Origin of the sequence: Aquisalimonas sp. APHAB1-3, from assembly GCF_048323695.1 — a bacterium.
Classification (GTDB): Bacteria; Pseudomonadota; Gammaproteobacteria; order Nitrococcales; family Aquisalimonadaceae; genus Aquisalimonas.
The window spans coordinates 144,715-160,884 of record NZ_JBLWFT010000005.1; the positions used below are offsets into that span (position 1 = coordinate 144,715).

General features: G+C 68.2%; 14 protein-coding genes. 8 read left to right on the forward strand and 6 right to left on the reverse strand.

Annotated elements, in window-relative coordinates; genetic code table 11:
- The first annotated feature begins 72 nt into the window (after nt 1-72).
- The 7 genes from lexA to ACNSTU_RS10140 all read left to right on the forward strand — a co-directional run bounded on the left by lexA (nt 73) and on the right by ACNSTU_RS10140 (nt 8,760).
- On the forward strand, nt 73-693 hold the full coding sequence (lexA, locus tag ACNSTU_RS10110; RefSeq protein WP_290632095.1) for a transcriptional repressor LexA: 621 nt from the start codon (nt 73-75) through the stop codon (nt 691-693).
- A gap of 68 nt (nt 694-761) precedes the next feature.
- Nucleotides 762-1,562, forward strand: a complete 801-nt coding sequence (gene imuA, locus ACNSTU_RS10115) for a translesion DNA synthesis-associated protein ImuA (protein ID WP_290632097.1) — start codon at nt 762-764, stop codon at nt 1,560-1,562.
- A 66-nt stretch (nt 1,563-1,628) separates the two neighbouring features.
- The gene (locus ACNSTU_RS10120) at nt 1,629-3,050 is read left to right on the forward strand and encodes a Y-family DNA polymerase (protein WP_290632099.1); all 1,422 of its coding nucleotides are present in this window, start codon (nt 1,629-1,631) and stop codon (nt 3,048-3,050) included.
- 93 nt (nt 3,051-3,143) lie between these two features.
- Nucleotides 3,144-3,890, forward strand: a complete 747-nt coding sequence (locus ACNSTU_RS10125; RefSeq protein ID WP_290632101.1) for a glutamine ABC transporter substrate-binding protein — start codon at nt 3,144-3,146, stop codon at nt 3,888-3,890.
- A 72-nt stretch (nt 3,891-3,962) separates the two neighbouring features.
- Nucleotides 3,963-4,619 carry an ABC transporter permease subunit gene (locus ACNSTU_RS10130; RefSeq protein ID WP_290632103.1) on the forward strand — a complete coding sequence of 219 codons (657 nt, stop codon included), beginning with the start codon at nt 3,963-3,965 and terminating at the stop codon, nt 4,617-4,619.
- Nucleotides 4,616-5,347, forward strand: coding sequence for an amino acid ABC transporter ATP-binding protein (locus ACNSTU_RS10135; protein WP_290632105.1), 732 nt, complete (start codon nt 4,616-4,618; stop codon nt 5,345-5,347). The genes ACNSTU_RS10130 and ACNSTU_RS10135 overlap by 4 nt, the downstream gene beginning before the upstream one ends.
- A 335-nt stretch (nt 5,348-5,682) precedes the next feature.
- A complete protein-coding gene (locus ACNSTU_RS10140; protein WP_418212316.1) occupies nt 5,683-8,760 on the forward strand; it encodes an error-prone DNA polymerase in 3,078 nt (1,025 codons plus the stop codon).
- A 61-nt stretch (nt 8,761-8,821) separates the two neighbouring features.
- On the opposite strand, the gene cysS is transcribed toward ACNSTU_RS10140, so the two are convergent.
- Entirely contained in the window at nt 8,822-10,219 is a 1,398-nt protein-coding gene (cysS, locus tag ACNSTU_RS10145) for a cysteine--tRNA ligase (RefSeq protein ID WP_290632109.1), read from the reverse strand.
- 20 nt (nt 10,220-10,239) lie between these two features.
- The gene (gene gltX, locus ACNSTU_RS10150; RefSeq protein ID WP_290632111.1) at nt 10,240-11,679 is read right to left on the reverse strand and encodes a glutamate--tRNA ligase; all 1,440 of its coding nucleotides are present in this window, start codon (nt 11,677-11,679) and stop codon (nt 10,240-10,242) included.
- 140 nt (nt 11,680-11,819) lie between these two features.
- Between gltX and ACNSTU_RS10155 the strand changes: the two genes are divergently transcribed.
- The gene (locus ACNSTU_RS10155; RefSeq protein ID WP_290632113.1) at nt 11,820-12,554 is read left to right on the forward strand and encodes a UDP-2,3-diacylglucosamine diphosphatase; all 735 of its coding nucleotides are present in this window, start codon (nt 11,820-11,822) and stop codon (nt 12,552-12,554) included.
- A 9-nt stretch (nt 12,555-12,563) separates the two neighbouring features.
- Here ACNSTU_RS10155 and ACNSTU_RS10160 read toward each other — a convergent pair whose 3' ends face one another.
- The 4 genes from ACNSTU_RS10160 to ACNSTU_RS10175 are packed head-to-tail and all read right to left on the reverse strand — an operon-like array spanning nt 12,564 to nt 16,152.
- The gene (locus tag ACNSTU_RS10160; protein WP_290632115.1) at nt 12,564-13,202 is read right to left on the reverse strand and encodes a helix-turn-helix domain-containing protein; all 639 of its coding nucleotides are present in this window, start codon (nt 13,200-13,202) and stop codon (nt 12,564-12,566) included.
- A 4-nt stretch (nt 13,203-13,206) separates the two neighbouring features.
- Nucleotides 13,207-14,535 (reverse strand): FMN-binding glutamate synthase family protein, encoded by a 1,329-nt coding sequence (locus ACNSTU_RS10165; protein ID WP_290632118.1) that lies wholly within the window; start codon nt 14,533-14,535, stop codon nt 13,207-13,209.
- Nucleotides 14,536-14,545: 10 nt separating this feature from the next.
- The gene (locus ACNSTU_RS10170) at nt 14,546-15,229 is read right to left on the reverse strand and encodes a protein glxC (protein WP_290632120.1); all 684 of its coding nucleotides are present in this window, start codon (nt 15,227-15,229) and stop codon (nt 14,546-14,548) included.
- Nucleotides 15,226-16,152, reverse strand: a complete 927-nt coding sequence (locus ACNSTU_RS10175) for a class II glutamine amidotransferase (RefSeq protein WP_290632122.1) — start codon at nt 16,150-16,152, stop codon at nt 15,226-15,228. The genes ACNSTU_RS10170 and ACNSTU_RS10175 overlap by 4 nt, the downstream gene beginning before the upstream one ends.
- Nucleotides 16,153-16,170 lie beyond the last annotated feature (18 nt).

Here is a 16,170-nt window from a genome sequence, read left to right on the forward strand (position 1 = left end):
GCCACCGCCGCCCCGCTGTTGCAACCAGCGTTTTTACTGTATAAATTAACAGTAACAGAGAGGGAGGCGCTCATGCTCAAGCTCACGGCCCGTCAGGAAGAGATCCTGCAGTTCATCCGCCAGTTCATCGCGGACTCCGGCTTCCCGCCCACGCGGGCGGACATCACCAAGGCGCTGGGATTCCGCTCTCCCAACGCGGCGGAAAGCCACCTGCGCGCCCTCGAGAAAAAAGGCGCCATCAGCCTGCGGGCCGGCTCCTCCCGCGGCATTCGCCTGCTGGACGAGAACGGCGAGGAGGCGGACCCTGGCCTGCCCGTGATCGGCCAGGTGGCCGCCGGCAGCCCGGTACTGGCCCACGAACACGTGCGCGAGCACTGCCGGATCGATCCGGCCATGTTCCGGCCGCGCGCGGACTACCTCCTGGCCGTCCAGGGCATGAGCATGCGCGACGCCGGCATTCTGGAGGACGACCTGCTGGCCGTCCACCGCACCACCGAAGCCCGCAACGGCCAGATTGTCGTTGCCCGGCTGCACGACGAAGTCACGGTCAAGCGCTTCCAGCGTGACGGCCACCACGTCCAGCTGTTGCCGGAGAACCCGGACTACAGCCCGATCAATGTCGATCTGCGGACGGATCCGCTCATCATCGAAGGACTCGGGGTCGGCCTCATTCGCAACGGCGAAGCGCTCTGACGGGTACCGGCCAGGATTCGGCCACGGCAGCCGCACACGCATCCGCCCAACGGCATACGAGGGTCGACATGAACAACGCACTCGACAACCTTCTGCGCGAGCCCCGCATCTGGCGCGCCGGCAACAACCAGACCAGCCAGACCGGCCTCCCCAGCGGCTTTGCCGAGCTGGACGCCGTTCTCCCGGAAGGCGGCTGGCCCACCGGCGCCCTCACCGAAGTGCTGCACGGGGATCCGGGCATCGGAGAGCTCCGGCTGGTCATGCCGGCACTGGCACGCCTGAGCCGGGCGGGACGCTGGATCGCCCTGGTCGCGCCACCGCACATCCCCTACGCACCGGCACTGGCCGCCCAGGGTGTGGATCTATCGCGCATCCTGCTGATCCACCCGAGGGCCGGCGGTGACACGCTTTGGGCCCTGGAGCAGGCCATGCGCTCCGGCAGCTGTGCCGCAGTCCTGGCCTGGCCGCGACAAGCGGAGTACCAGCAACTCCGGCGGTTGCAGCTGGCCGCCGAAGCCGGCCGCTGCTGGGGTCTCCTGTTCCGCCCGGAGCGGGCAGTCAGTGAACGCTCCCCGGCCGCACTGCGCCTGACCATGCAGGGGCGCGGGGAGGACGACACCCGGGTGGACCTGCTCAAGGTCCGCGGCGCCCAGCCCCGCTCCGGGCTGATGCTGGATCTCAACAATCCGCGCACACGCGTCCTGCCCATGCACCCGGCCAGACCAGCCGCGGCCGACACCTCTGTCAGTGGCACCAGTCAGCGCGCCCCGGTCTTCCGGCACACACCGCGGCCAACCCAGGATCGCCCACAGCTGGACCTCCCCCTGGGCCAGCCCCGTCCCCGGCGCCCGCAGCTGGTTCACCCCTGAACCGGCTGCGGCTCCAGCTGATCACGCCGAGGCCACGCCACTGCTGCGTTTGACGGAGGCCGCCGCATGCTGTGGTTTGCGCTTCAGCTGCCGCTGTTTCCCATCGAGTCACTGGGCCATGGCACAACGTCCCGTGCCATCGGCGTCATCGAACAGCGGCAGATCACGTTCCTCAACCATGCCGCGAGAGAGGTCGGCATCCGTCCGCACATGACCCCCGGCGAAGCGCGGGCGTTGAGCGATGACATACTGCTGCTGCCACGACAGCGGGAGACCGAAGTCCGCAGCCTGCACCACCTCGCGGGGTGGGCCTATCAGTTCAGCGGTCAGGTCAGCCCGCGCACACCGAACGGCCTGTTACTGGAAGTCGGCGGCAGCCTGCGCCTGTTCGGCGGCCTGCACACGCTCTGCCGGGGGATCACCGAGGAGCTGGAACCCCTCGGCCATGCCTACTGTTACGGCATTGCCCCCACCCCCACGGCCGCCTGGATGCTGGCATCCGGCGGGGTGCGGCGCCCGGTCACAAGGCTCGCTGACCTGCCTGAAAGGCTCGCGCCTCTGCCCTGCGCTGTCCTTGAGTTGCCACAGGCACAGCAGCAGGCACTCCGTGGCCTCGGCCTGCAGACCCTCGGAGACTGCCTGCGGTTGCCACGCCGGGATCTCGCCCGCCGCTTCGGTCGCGGGCTGCTACTTCAGCTCGAGCACGCCCTGGGCGAGCGCCCGGAACCGCGCCACGGCCATCAGCCACCGCAGCGCTTCCACCGCCAGCTGGACCTCCCGGCTGAAGCGCACGACACCCGCTCCGTTGCCTTTGCACTGCAGCGGGTGCTGCGCGAACTCACCGGCCTGCTGCGCGGGCTCGACGGCGGCGCCCAGTCACTGCAACTGGAGCTGCTGCATGCACGCCGGACAGCAACGCGGCTGCACATCGGTCTGTTGCGGGCCAGCCGCGACCCCGACCACCTGCTGGATGTCTGCCAGCACCGGCTGGATCGCGAAGCGCTGGCAGCTCCGGTCATCGGCCTGCGCCTGCGGGTCGACCGCATTCACCCCCTTGCCCCGGAAACGGGCGCGCTTCTCCCCGACCCTGCAGGGGATCGTGCGCAGCAGCAACAGTACCTGCGGGAACGGCTGGGGGCACGCCTCGGAGAGGAGGCCGTGCAGGAGCTGGGCCTTGTTGCCGATCACCGCCCGGAGCGCGCGTGGCAGCCCCAGGCCTCCGACACCACCGACACGGGCCCCGCGGGCGAACGCCCGCTCTGGCTGCTCCCGCAGCCCACCCTGCTACGCCAGCAACAGGGGCTACCGTGCTGGCACGGCCCGCTCACCCTGGAGCACGGGCCGGAGCGCATCGAAACCGGCTGGTGGGATGGCGGCGATGTCTGCCGCGATTATTACCACGCCCGCGCCTCGCAGGGCAGCCGGCTGTGGATCTATCAGGACCGCCGAAGCGGGAACCACTGGTTTCTCCACGGTTTTTTTGGCTGACCCCGGCATCGGCCCAGTGTGCCAGTTTGACACGCTCACACCCCCGCCCTACGGTCAAGTAAGTAAAGGATCCCCACAGAAGGAGCTCATGCCATGCGAAAAACAGCCTTGGCTCTCTGTACCGGTATCGCCCTGCTCGCGTTCACGGCCGCCGCTCAAGCCGAGCGACTCTCCATCGCCATTCCGTCCGGATTCGTCCCCTTCATGTTCGAGGAAGACAGCGAATGGAGCGGATTCGAGATCGAACTCTGGGAAGCCATCGCCGAGGAGAACGACTGGGAGTACGAATACGACACCATGAACTTCTCCGGCATCATCACCGCCCTGCAGACCGGACGCGTGGACGGGGCCATTGCCGCCATTACCATCACCTCCGAGCGCGAGGAGACCATGGACTTCTCCCACGCCTATTACGACAGCGGCCTGATGCTCATGGTGCGCGAGGATGAAGAGGCCGTCAGCGGTATCGATGATCTCGACGGCAAGACCCTCGCGGTAACCACCGGCACCACCAGCGACGACTACGCCGAAGCCAATCTGCCGAATACCGAGATCACCCGCTTCTCCCGCGCCGAGCAGGCCTATCTGGAACTGCGCTCGGGCCGGGTCGACGCCGCCCTTCACGACACGCCCAACGTGCTCTACTACATCGACACCGCCGGCGACGGCGAGGTCAAGGCCGTGGGCGAGAACCTGGAGGCCCAGTCCTACGCCATGGCCTTCCCCCGGGACAGCGAACTGCGCAACGCCTTCAACATCACGTTGCTCGCCATGATGGAAGACGGCCGCTACGCCGAAATCTACGAACGCTGGTTCGGCGAGGAACCCAGCCCCCGCTGATGCTTCCACGCCCGTCGCCGGCACCCCGGCGGCGGGTCACTCCGGACACCCTTTTCCAGGGAGGACCGCTCCATGGATTTCCGCTGGGACGTGGTCTGGACGGCCATGCCGCAGATGATCCAGGGCGCACAGCTCACCGCCCAGATCACCCTCCTCGGCATCGGCGGCGGACTCATCATCGGCACACTCTGCGGCCTGATCATGGCGTTCCGGATCCCCGTGATCCACTGGCTGGTGTTCGCCTATGTCTCGGTCATTCGCGGCACGCCCATCGTGGTGCAGGCGATGTTCATCTACTTCGCCCTGCCCATGACGCTGGACATCACTCTGTCCGGTTTCGCGGCGGCATCGCTGTGCCTGGCCATGAACGCCGGCGCCTACATCACCGAGATCGTCCGCGGAGCGGTCATCTCCATCGACAAGGGGCTCACCGACGCCGGCCTGGCGCTGGGCATGTCGTATCCGCAGGTGCTGATGACGGTGGTGGGCCCGCTCGCCTTCCGGCGGACCATCCCGCCACTGGGCAACCAGTTCATCATCAGCCTCAAGGACTCGGCGCTGTTTCTCGTGATCGGGGTGGCGGAGCTGGCCCAGCGCGGCGAACAGCTCACGGCCCAGACCGGGCGGGCGCTGGAGATCTGGACGGCGGTGGCGGTGTTCTACCTGATCATGACCTTCACACTCGCCATGATCATGCGCCTGATCGAACGGAGGATGACCATCCTGTGAGCCTCATTACCTGTCAGAAGCTGACCAAGCATTTCGGTGACACGCCGGTCCTGCAGGACATCGACCTGACCGTGGAGGCCGGCGAGGTGGTCGTCATCGTCGGGCCGTCCGGCTCCGGCAAATCCACCCTCCTGCGGTGCATCAACGTACTGGAGCCACTGACCGGGGGCACGCTGGAGATCGACGGCAAGCGCCTGGGCGAACGCGGCACCAGCGCCCGCGCCATCCGCCGGGAGACCGGGATGGTGTTTCAGCAGTTCAATTTATTCCCCCACATGACGGTCCTGGAGAACGTCATGCTCGGACCGCGCAAGGTACGTGGCCAGTCCCGTCGCGAGGCACGCGCCACTGCGGACCAGCTACTGCAACGGGTGGGCCTGCTGGACTGGGCGGATCAGCGTCCGGGGCAGCTCTCCGGCGGCCAGCAGCAGCGCGTGGCCATCGCCCGCGCCCTGGCGGTGAACCCGAAGGTGATGCTGTTCGACGAGCCCACCTCGGCCCTGGACCCGGAACTGCGCGGGGAGGTGCTGCAGGTCATGCAGGATCTGGCCGCCGAGGGCATGACCATGCTCATCGTCACCCACGAAATGCGCTTCGCCGAAGCCGCCGCGAACCGCCTGATTTTCATGGACCAGGGCCGGATCGTCCACGACGGCCGCCCCGGCCCCATGTTCGCCGACCCACCCTCGGAACGCTTCCGGGAGTTCCTGGGACACGTCAAATCCTGAACCCAGCCCACCCCGCCCCCTGTAGGAGCGGCTTCAGCCGCGACCAGAGCGGAGCGTTTTGCCTGTCACGCTGCCCCCGGCTTCCGGATAAGCACAGGCGCTGGTCGGGTGATCCGGTCGCGGACTGTCACTGGCCATGGATGGCCAGTGCAAGCGTACAGGGATGTATTCACAGCGTGTCCGTGACCGGATTACCCGAGCGGCGCCCCCGGATCGAAGCCACCCGGGTGGGGCTGGTACAACGCTCCGCTCTGGTCGCGGCTGAAGCCGCTCCTACGGGGGATTCACGGGGTTAGCGGGTTCCCCTGATAACTGTATATTTGTACAGTTATCAAATGGCTTATACGGAACTCCACTGCATCACCAACTTCACCTTCCTGCGCGGCGCCTCCCACCCGGAGGAACTGGTGGCGCGAGCGGCGGAGCTCGGCTATGACGGCCTCGCGATCACCGACGAGTGCTCCGTCGCCGGCGTCGTCCGCGCCCACGGCGCCGCACGCGAGCATGGACTGCAGCTCATCATCGGCAGCGAGTTGCACCTGGCCGACGGCCCCGTGGTAGTACTGCTCGCGCCCCACCGGCAGGCCTACGCACAGCTCTGCGCCCTGATCAGCCTCGGCCGCACCAGCGCCCCCAAGGGCAGCTACCAGATCCATCGCAGTGACCTGGAGCAGAGCGTCCCCGACTGTCTCGCACTACTGATCCCCGAAACACCCGCGGACCCGGAACACACCGCCTGGTTCGGCGCCCATTTCCGCGGCCGGGGCTGGATCGCCGTGCAGCTGTACAACGGCCCCGACGACGCCGCCCGACTGGCCGAGCTGGACAGCCTGGCTGACTGCTCCGGTCTGCCGCTGGTAGCCGCCGGCGGGGTACTGATGCACCGCCGCGGCCGTCGCGCCCTGCAGGACACGCTCGCCGCCATTCGTCACAACCGGCCGGTCCAGGAGCTGGGCTACGCGCTCATGCCCAACGGTGAGCGCCACCTCCGTGCGCTCCGGCGTCTGCAACGGCTCTACCCCGACGCGCTGCTGGCCGAGACGCGTCACATCACCGCGCAGTGCACCTTCAGCCTGGACGAGCTGCGTTACGAATATCCCGAGGAGCTGGTCCCCCCGGGCAGCACGCCCGCGGCGCACCTGCGCGCACTGGTCGCCGACGGTGCGCGACGGCGCTGGCCGGGCGGCCCCCCCGACCACGTCAACACATTGCTGGAGCGGGAGCTGGCCCTGATCGCGGAGCTTCGCTACGAGGCCTATTTTCTCACCGTACACGACGTGGTGGCCTTCGCCCGCAGCCGCGGCATTCTCTGCCAAGGGCGTGGCTCCGCGGCCAACTCGGCCGTGTGCTTCGCACTGGGCGTCACCGAAGTGGACCCGGCCGACAGCCAGTTGCTGTTCGAGCGTTTCATCTCCCGGGACCGCGGCGAGCCCCCGGACATCGACGTGGACTTCGAGCACGAACGCCGCGAAGAGGTGATCCAGTACATCTACCGCAAGTACGGGCGTCACCGCGCCGCCCTGGCGGCCACGGTGATCAGCTACCGCCCCCGCAGCGCCCTGCGCGACGTGGGACGCGCCCTGGGGCTGAAGCCCGACCAGACCGAGCGACTCGCCAGCGCCGTCCAGTGGTGGGACGGCAGCGACATCGCTCCCGACCGCATCCGCGAAGCAGGATTCGACCCGGACAATCCGATCATCCACCGGGTGCTCACCCTGAGCCGCGAGCTACTCGGATTTCCGCGCCACCTGTCCCAGCATGTGGGCGGTTTCGTCATCTCCCAGGGGCCGCTGGCGGAGCTGGTTCCCACGGAGAACGCCGCCATGGAGGGCCGCTCAATCATCCAGTGGGACAAGGACGACCTGGAATCCCTGGGCCTGCTCAAGGTGGACGTGCTGGCCCTGGGCATGCTCTCCGCCATCCGGCGCGCTTTCGACCTGCTCGAACACCACTACGGCATCAGCAGGACCATGGCCGACATTCCCCGCAACAACGACCCGTACTTCGCCATGCTCCAGCGGGGCGACTCCGTGGGCGTCTTCCAGGTGGAGTCCCGGGCGCAGATGGCCATGCTGCCGCGCCTCAAACCGGAGTGCTTCTACGACCTGGTCATCGAAGTCGCCATCGTCCGCCCCGGCCCCATCCAGGGCGACATGGTCCATCCCTACCTGCAGCGTCGTGACGCGCGTCGCAACAGCAACGTGGAGCCGGACTACCCCAGCCAGGAGGTCAGAGAGGTCCTGGAGCGCACCCTTGGCGTGCCCATTTTCCAGGAGCAGGTCATGAAACTCGCCGAAGTGGCTGCCGGCTTCACTCCGGACGAAGCGGATCAGCTGCGCCGCTCCATGGCCGCGTGGCGCAAACGCGGCGGTCTGGGCCATTTCGAGCAGCGCCTCCACGACGGCATGCGTGCCAACGGCTACAGCGATGACTTTGCCACCCGCATCTTCCGGCAGATCCAGGGGTTCGGCGAGTACGGTTTCCCGGAATCCCACGCCGCCAGCTTCGCGCTGCTGGTATGCGTCTCCGCCTGGCTGAAGTGCCATTATCCGGCCGCGTTCACCTGCGCCCTGCTGAACAGCCAGCCCATGGGCTTCTACGCACCGGCCCAGCTGGTGCGCGATGCCCGTGAGCATGGGGTCAGCGTGCGGCCGGTGGATGTCACCACCAGCCAGTGGGACTGCACCCTGGAGCCCACTGCCGGCGACCACGCCCTGCGGCTGGGCCTGCGCATGGTCAAAGGCCTCTCCAGGGACGGCGCCGACCGCCTGATCGCCACCCGGGACACGGCTCCATTGGGCACTGTGGAAGACCTGGCCCATAGGGCCGAACTGGAGCAGCGGGATCTCTCGGCCCTGGCAAACGCCGGCGCGCTGGAGCCCCTCTCCGGCCATCGCCGCAACGCCTGGTGGCAGGTGCTGGGAGTGGACCGGGACCACCCGCTGGTGGCTCGGGCCGGCCACGGCGACGACACCCCGCACCTTGAGCGCCCGAGCACTGGCGACGACCTGATCGCGGACTACGGCAGCACCGGACTGACCCTGGGCCCCCACCCGGTGGCGCTGCTGCGGGAGCAACTGCAACAGTGGCGTTTCCGCAGCGCCGCCGATCTGAACACCCTGGACAACGCGCCGGTTGCCCGGGCCGCCGGCATTGTCATCAACCGCCAGCGCCCCGGCTCGGCGGGTGGCGTCACCTTCCTCACCCTGGAAGACGAAACCGGCACTATCAACGTGGTGGTCTGGCGCCGGCTGGCCGAGGCCCAGCGCCGCACGCTGCTGGGCTCACGCCTGCTGGGCGTGGTCGGCCAGTGGGAGCGGAAGAACGGTGTCTGCCACCTCATTGCCGGGCGGCTGGAGGACCACTCCACGCTGCTGGGGGAGTTGCCGACGAAATCGCGGGACTTTCATTAACCTGTCATGGCGGAAGCGGTGGACCTGAAGGTCCACCCTACGCGAGCGGCGGCACAGGTGTTTAGCCGCCCCGACGCCAGGTGCTGCCGGCGGCGCTGTCCTCGATGACGATGCCGCGGGCCTGGAGATCGTCGCGGATGCGGTCGGCGGTAGCGAAGTCCTTCGCCTTGCGCGCGGCCTGCCGCTGGGCCAGCAGGTCATCGATATCGGCGGCGGTCAGGCCGGGAACCACCGCTTCGTCGCCGCCTCCCTTGAGATAGACGTCCGGCTCGGTCTGCAGCAGGCCGAGCACACCGCCGAGATCCCGGAGCAGCCCGGCGAGACGGGCCGCCTCCGCGGCGTCGGTGTCCCGGGCGCGATTGACCTCACGTGCCAGCTCGAAGAGCACGGCCAGCGCCTCGGGGGTATTGAAGTCGTCATCCATGGCGGCGTGGAAACGCTCACGGAAGGACAGGCCGGCGTCGCCGGGAGCGGCCGGCTCGACGCCACGCAGGGCCAGATACAACCGCTCGGCGGCACCCCGGGCATTCTCCAGGGCCTCCGCCGTGTAGTTCAGCGGGCTGCGATAGTGGCTGGAGAGCAGAAAGTGCCGCACCTCCTCGGGCCGGTACTGCGCCAGGATGTCGCGGACGGTGAAGAAGTTGCCCAGGGACTTGGCCATCTTCTCGTCGTCCACGCGCACGTGGCCGTTGTGCATCCAGTAGTTCACGAACGGGTGGTCATGGGCACCCTCGCTCTGGGCGATTTCATTCTCGTGGTGGGGAAACTGCAGATCCAGTCCGCCACCGTGGATATCAAAGTGCTCCCCCAGATGCTCGGCGGACATGGCCGAGCACTCGATGTGCCAGCCGGGCCGGCCATCGCCCCAGGGGGAGGGCCAGCTCGGCTCGCCCGGTTTGGCCCGCTTCCACAGCACGAAATCGCCCGGATGACGCTTGTCCGTTTCCACATCCACGCGCGCCCCGGCCCGCAGGTCTTCCAGGCGCTTGCCCGAGAGCTTGCCGTACCCGGGGAAGCCGGCCACGTTGTAGTAGACGTCGCCGTTGTCCCCCTGGTACGCCAGCTCCTTGTCCATGAGGCGCTGAATCAGGGCCTGCATGGCATCCACCGACTGGGTCGCCCGGGGCTCGTGGTCCGGCGGCAGCACGCCGAGTGCGCGCTCGTCCTCGTGCATGGCCTCGATGAAGCGCTCTGTGAGCTGATCCGGCGCGATGCCGGTCTCGTTGGCGCGGTTGATGATCTTGTCGTCGATGTCGGTGATGTTGCGCACGTAGGTCAGCCGGTAACCAAGATGGCGGAGATAGCGCGCCACCACATCGAACACCACCAGTGCCCGGGCGTGGCCCAGATGGCAGTAGTCGTAGACGGTCATGCCACAGACGTACATGCGGACCTCGCCTTCCCGGATCGGGCGGAAGGTCTCCTTGGACCGCGTGAGGCTGTTGTAGATCTCGAGCATGTATCCGTCTCCGTCGTGGGTTATTGCGCCGGCTCCGCGGCCGCCCGGCGGGCCGCCTGCAGAAAGCGCCGGCGGGCTTCATCCTCGCCCAGCAGGCCGTGGATGTCCGGCAGCTCAGGGCCGTGGTTCAGCCCGGTGAGCGCCAGCCGCAGCGGCATGAACAACTGTTTGCCCTTGGCCCCTGTGGCCTCCTTGACCGCCCCGGCGATCGCCTGCCAGTCACCTCCCGCATCGGCGGCGGCCTGGAAGAAGGCTGGTCCGGCCTGCTGCAGCCAGGCCAGGGCGCCGGCGTCCGGCTCGGGGACATCATCGAACAGAATATGGCACCACTGGCACACGTCCCCGGGGAACTGCACGTTGTCCCGCACGGTGGCCATGAATGCCGCCTCCCGGTCCGCCGGCAGCAACTCGCCGGCGGCATCGCGCATCCACTGGCGCATGCGCTCGTCCGGCAGGGCGTGCAGCGCCTCCCGCTGCCAGTGCCGGAGCTGGCTCTCATCGAAGCGCGCCGGCGCGCGCCCGAGGCGCGCCAGATCGAATCCGGCAGAAAGCCCGTCCAGGCTCAGCAGGGCGTTGTCCTCGTAGGTATGCCCCAGACGCGCCAGATGGTTGACCACAGCCTCCGGCAGAAAGCCGGCCTCGCGCAGTTCGCTCACCGCGCGGCTGCCATTGCGCTTGGACAGCGGCGCGCCGTCGTCGCCGGTGATCATGCTGATGTGGGCGTAGGATGGCGCCCCAAGGCCGAGCGCCTCCAGCAGCAGCAACTGCCGCGGCGTATTGGTGAGATGGTCCTCGCCACGCAGCACATGGGTGATGCCCATGAGGGCATCGTCCACGGCGTTGCTGAAGAAAAACGCCGGTGTGCCGTCGGCGCGGCGGATGATGAAATCGCCGATATCGTCGGTATCGAACCGCTGGGGGCCGCGTACGTGATCCGTGAACGTAACGCTGCGCCCGCCCGGGACCCGGAAACGCAGGGTCGGTACCAGGCCACGGTCGCGCCGGGCCTGTCGTTCCTCGGTGCTCAGGTGGGCGCAGGTGCCCGCGTAGCGCGGCGCCTTGCCGGCGGCGCGCTGGGAGCGGCGGGAAAGCTCCAGCTCCCGCTCGGTGCAGAAGCAGGGATAGGCCAGATCCGCCGCTTCCAGCTGCTCGTAATAGGCTTCGTACACCGGCTGCCGCGCGGACTGGGCATAGGGGCGGTGGATGCCTTCCACCTCCGGGCCCTCCTGCCAGTCCAGCCCCAGCCAGCGCAGGTCCTCGCACAGCGCCTGGACATACTCGGCGCGGGAGCGCTCCACGTCGGTATCCTCGATACGCAGCACGAAATCGCCGCCGTCGCGCCGCGCCAGCAGCGCGTTGAACAGCGCCGTGCGCAGATTGCCGAGATGCAGCAGCCCGGTCGGACTGGGCGCAAACCGAGTCCGCGGCTTCTGGCTGGCGTCATGCTGGTGCTCTGTCACCGTCTTCTTCTCCTGCCCTCTCCCGGGCGCGACATCATAGCCGAGTCGCCGCCCCGGCCCAACCGCATCAACCATTTGAGGGTGCGGGCCGGCATGGTTATCCTCTTCGCTCGCCCTGAAGTCAGTCGAGGATGCCCATCATGCTGCCCACGGTTTTCATTGCCGACCTGCACCTGGACGAGCGCCGGCCGCAGATCGTGCAGTTATTCATGCAGTTCCTGCAGCAGACGGCGGGGCGCACCGATGCGCTCTACATCCTCGGCGACCTGTTCGAGGCGTGGATCGGCGACGATGCCGTGCCCGCCGACCACCCGGTAATCCAGGCGCTGGCCGCCTTTTCGGCCACCGGCACACCGCTGTACGTGATGCGGGGCAATCGCGACTTCCTACTGGGCGACCGCTTCGCCGAAGCCACCGGCGCCACCATGCTGGACGACCCCACCATCGTCCGCCTGGGCGATGAGCCGGTCCTGCTCATGCACGGCGATCTGCTGTGCACGGACGATCACGAGTACCAGCAGTTCCGTGCCATGGTGAACGATCCGGCCTGGCAGGCGCAGTTCCTGGCCCGGTCGGTGGACGAGCGGATCGCCCTGGCTAAGGAAGCCCGGGACGAGAGCGCGTCACGCAACAGCATGCTCGCCGACACCTCGGATTCCATCATGGACGTCAATGGCGACACGGTGACGGCCACCATGCGGGAGCACGGCGTCCACCGCCTCATCCACGGCCACACCCACCGCCCCGACCGGCACCGGTTCGAGCTGGACGGCCGTCCGGCGGAGCGCATCGTGCTGGGCGACTGGTTCGAGCAGGGCAGCGTGCTGCGCTACCGGGATGGCGACTACGACCTCAAGCGCCTGCCCCTGAGCTGAGCCAGCGGCTCAGTCCTCCTGGAACACCGTCACGGCGAGAAAGCGGATGGGCACCTCTACCAGCCGTTCGGGGCCGTGGGGCACCCGGGCATCGAAGGTGAACGCGTCACCGGCCTCCAGGGTGTAGACCTGCTTGCCATGACGGTACTCGAGCCGCCCCTCCAGCATGTAGAGGAACTGCATGCCCTCGTGCTGGAAAGTGGGAAATGCCTCGCTCTCGTCGTCCATGGAAATGAGAAAGGGCTCGAAATTGCGCTGCTGGCCGCGGTGGTAGGCGAGCAGGTGGTAGGTGTGGCCGCGGCGCGTGCCCCGGCGCACCACCTCCATACCCTCCCCCGCCTTGACCAGCTGGGCGCCACCCTCGGGGGAGTCGTAATCCCGGAACAGCTGCGAGAGCGTGAGCCCCAGCGCGGAGGTGAGCCGCTCCAGTGAATCCAGGCTGGTTGCCACCTGGCCATTCTCGATCTTGCTCACCATGCCGCGGCTCAGCCCCGCCAGCTCGGCCACGTCGGCCAGAGTGAGATCCTGGGCCACCCGCCGCTGGCGCAGCACGGCGCCGATGTACTGCTCCAGCCCCATGCGGCGCTCGCTGTCGGCCTGGCGGGTGGCCAGGGTCTTGGGTACGAAGGCGTCCCTGTCCTCGCTCACCGGATCACACTCCGCCCTGTCCGGGGATCCAGCCGGTCCCCGCCAGGGGTACCCGGGCCATGGCGGCAGCCTCCATGTCCAGAGCCACGAGATCCTCGGGCTCCAGATTGTGGACGTGCGACTTGCCGCAGGCGCGGGCAATGGTCTGGGCCTCCAGGGTGATCACGCGCAGGTAATTGGCCAGCCGCCGGCCCGCCAGTTCCGGATCCAGCCGCGCGGCAAGCTCCGGATCCTGGGTGGAGATGCCCGCCGGGTCCTGGCCGGCGTGGTAGTCGTCGTAGAAGCCGGCTGCGGAGCCGATGCGCTTGTAGTCCTCTTCCCAGCGCGGGTGGTTGCACCCCAGGGCGATGAGAGCGGCGGTGCCGATGCTCACCGCGTCCGCGCCCAGGGCGATGGCCTTGGCCACGTCGGCGCCGTTGCGGATGCCGCCGGAGACGATCAGCTGCACCTTGCGGTGCATGTCCATCTCCTGCAGCGCCTGCACCGCCTGGGGAATGGCCGCCAGGGTGGGGATGCCCACGTGCTCGATGAACACTTCCTGGGTGGCGGCGGTGCCGCCCTGCATGCCGTCCAGCACCACCACGTCGGCCCCGGCCTTCACCGCCAGCTTGACGTCGAAATAGGTGCGGCTGGCGCCGATCTTGATGAACACCGGCTTTTCCCAGTCGGTGATCTCGCGTAGCTCCTCGATCTTGATGGCCAGGTCGTCCGGGCCGGTCCAGTCCGGGTGGCGGCAGGCGCTACGCTGGTCCACGCCCTTGGGCAGGGTGCGCATCTCGGCGACGCGGTCGCTGATCTTCTGGCCCATGAGCATGCCGCCGCCACCGGGTTTGGCGCCCTGGCCCAGCACCACCTCGATGGCGTCCGCCATGCGCAGGTGCTTGGGGTTCATGCCGTAGCGCGACGGCAGATACTGGTAGACCAGCGTACGCGACTGGCCGCGCTCTTCATCCGTCATGCCGCCGTCGCCGGTGGTGGTGCTGGTGCCCACGGCCGAGGCGCCGCGCCCCAGCGCCTCCTTGGCGTTGGCGGACAGCGAGCCGAAGCTCATGCCGGCGATGGTGACGGGAATGTCCAGGTGCAGCGGCTTGCTGGCGAAGCGGTCGCCCAGGACCACGTCCGTGCCGCAGCGCTCCCGGTAGCCCTCCAGCGGGTAGCGCGACATGCTGGCGCCCAGGAACACCAGGTCGTCGAAGTGCGGCACCTTGCGCTTGGCGCCGAAGCCGCGGATGTCGTAGATGCCGGTGTCGGCCGCGCGCTGGATCTCGCGAATGGAGTTGCGGTCGAAGGTCGCCGACTCACGCAGCCCCCAGTTATCGGTGTGGTCGTCCATCGGACCCTCCTCAGCCGCCGTCGGCGTTGTCCACGTGGAAGTTGTAGAGCTGGCGTGCGGAGCCGTAACGGCGAAAATCCGCCGGATCGGCCTCGAACCCCGCCTGCGCCAGCAGCTCGCGCAGCTCGGCCCGGTGCTCGTCACGCATCTCCTTCTCGATGCAGTCGGCCCCCAGGGACTCCACCGAGCCGCGTACATACAGCCGCGCCTCGTAGAGCGAGTCGCCCAGGGCTTCGCCGGCATCACCGCAGACCACCAGACGGCCGGCCTGGCCCATGAATGCACTCATGTGGCCGACGCTGCCGCCGACCACGATATCCACGCCCTTCATGGAAATGCCGCAGCGGGCGGCGGCGTCGCCATCGATCACCAGCAGCCCACCATGGGCGGTGGCGCCGGCGGACTGGGAGGCGTTGCCGTGCACGTGCACGCGGCCGGACATCATGTTCTCGGCCACGCCCACGCCGACGGTGCCGTGCACGTTGACCGTGGCCTGCTGGTTCATGCCGGCGCAGTAATAGCCGGCATGGCCGTCGATGTCGACGGCAATGGCCTGATCCAGGCCACAGGCCAGGGCGTGGCGGCCGTCGGGGTCGGTGATCCGCCAATGGGGCTCGGTGAGTTCGCGCGCCTGGTCGTGGAGCAGCTGGTTCACCTCCCGCACGCTGTGTTCCGCGAGGCTGATGGTCTTCATGTACCGGTCTCCTGGCTGGTCAGCGGTCCGCCCTCCCAGACGTAGACCCGCTTGGGCGCGGGCTCCCAGACCCGGGCGTTCTGGATACCGGGCAGCGTGGTCAGCGCCCGGTACTCCGAGGCCATGGCCACGTAGTCCGCCGTCTCGGCCATCACCGCCGGCTTGCAGGCGATGGGGTCGCGCAGCACGGCGAAGCCGTTGCGGGTGCCCACGGTGAAGGTGTAGAAGCCGTCAAGATCGTCAACGGCGCGCTCCAGGGCCGCGGTGAGGCTGTCCCCCTCGGCCATGCGCCAGGTCAGATAGGCCGCCGCCACCTCGGTGTCGTTGTCCGTCTCGAACCGCAGGCCGGCTCGCTGGAGCTGGGTGCGCAGACGGTTGTGATTGGACAGCGAGCCGTTGTGCACCAAGCAGAGATCGTGCCCGGTGGAGAACGGGTGGCTGCCCTCCATGTTCACCGCGCTCTCGGTGGCCATGCGCGTGTGGCCGATGATGTGGGTGCCCTGCATACCCTGGAGCCCGAAGCGCTCGGCCACCAGGCGCGGATGGCCCACGCCCTTGAGGATTTCGATGCTGTGACCGACGCTCATCAGGTGCACGCCGGGGGCGTTGTCACGCAGCCAGCCGCGCACTGCGTCGGCATCGGTGCCGGTCTTGAACACCGCCGCGGTGGCGTTGCGGAACCACTCCACCGGCTCGCCCAGGTGCGCCTGCAACGCCTCGGCAATACCTGCCCAGTCAGTGGCGGGATCCTCCGCCTGCAGCGTGTACTTCAGGCGCTCGTGCCCCACGTCGTCGCCGTAGATGGCGAAGCCGGCGCTGTCCGGGCCGCGGTCGCCCATGGACAGCAGCATGGGCTGGAACAGCTCGCCCAGCCGGGGCTGCAGCGCCTCGTTCTTCAGATACAGTCCAACAATGCCGCACATGACAGCACTCCTCTCTGG

Excerpts from the sequence above, each read along its gene's own strand:
- ACNSTU_RS10165 (WP_290632118.1), bottom strand. The coding sequence starts at position 14,535 with ATGGACGACCACACCGATAACTGGGGGCTGCGTGAGTCGGCGACCTTC.
- lexA (WP_290632095.1), top strand. The coding sequence starts at position 73 with ATGCTCAAGCTCACGGCCCGTCAGGAAGAGATCCTGCAGTTCATCCGC.
- ACNSTU_RS10130 (WP_290632103.1), top strand. The coding sequence starts at position 3,963 with ATGGATTTCCGCTGGGACGTGGTCTGGACGGCCATGCCGCAGATGATC.
- ACNSTU_RS10175 (WP_290632122.1), bottom strand. The coding sequence starts at position 16,152 with ATGTGCGGCATTGTTGGACTGTATCTGAAGAACGAGGCGCTGCAGCCC.
- ACNSTU_RS10170 (WP_290632120.1), bottom strand. The coding sequence starts at position 15,229 with ATGAAGACCATCAGCCTCGCGGAACACAGCGTGCGGGAGGTGAACCAG.
- ACNSTU_RS10140 (WP_418212316.1), top strand. The coding sequence starts at position 5,683 with ATGGCTTATACGGAACTCCACTGCATCACCAACTTCACCTTCCTGCGC.
- imuA (WP_290632097.1), top strand. The coding sequence starts at position 762 with ATGAACAACGCACTCGACAACCTTCTGCGCGAGCCCCGCATCTGGCGC.
- ACNSTU_RS10125 (WP_290632101.1), top strand. The coding sequence starts at position 3,144 with ATGCGAAAAACAGCCTTGGCTCTCTGTACCGGTATCGCCCTGCTCGCG.
- cysS (WP_290632109.1), bottom strand. The coding sequence starts at position 10,219 with ATGCTCGAGATCTACAACAGCCTCACGCGGTCCAAGGAGACCTTCCGC.
- ACNSTU_RS10120 (WP_290632099.1), top strand. The coding sequence starts at position 1,629 with ATGCTGTGGTTTGCGCTTCAGCTGCCGCTGTTTCCCATCGAGTCACTG.
- ACNSTU_RS10155 (WP_290632113.1), top strand. The coding sequence starts at position 11,820 with ATGCTGCCCACGGTTTTCATTGCCGACCTGCACCTGGACGAGCGCCGG.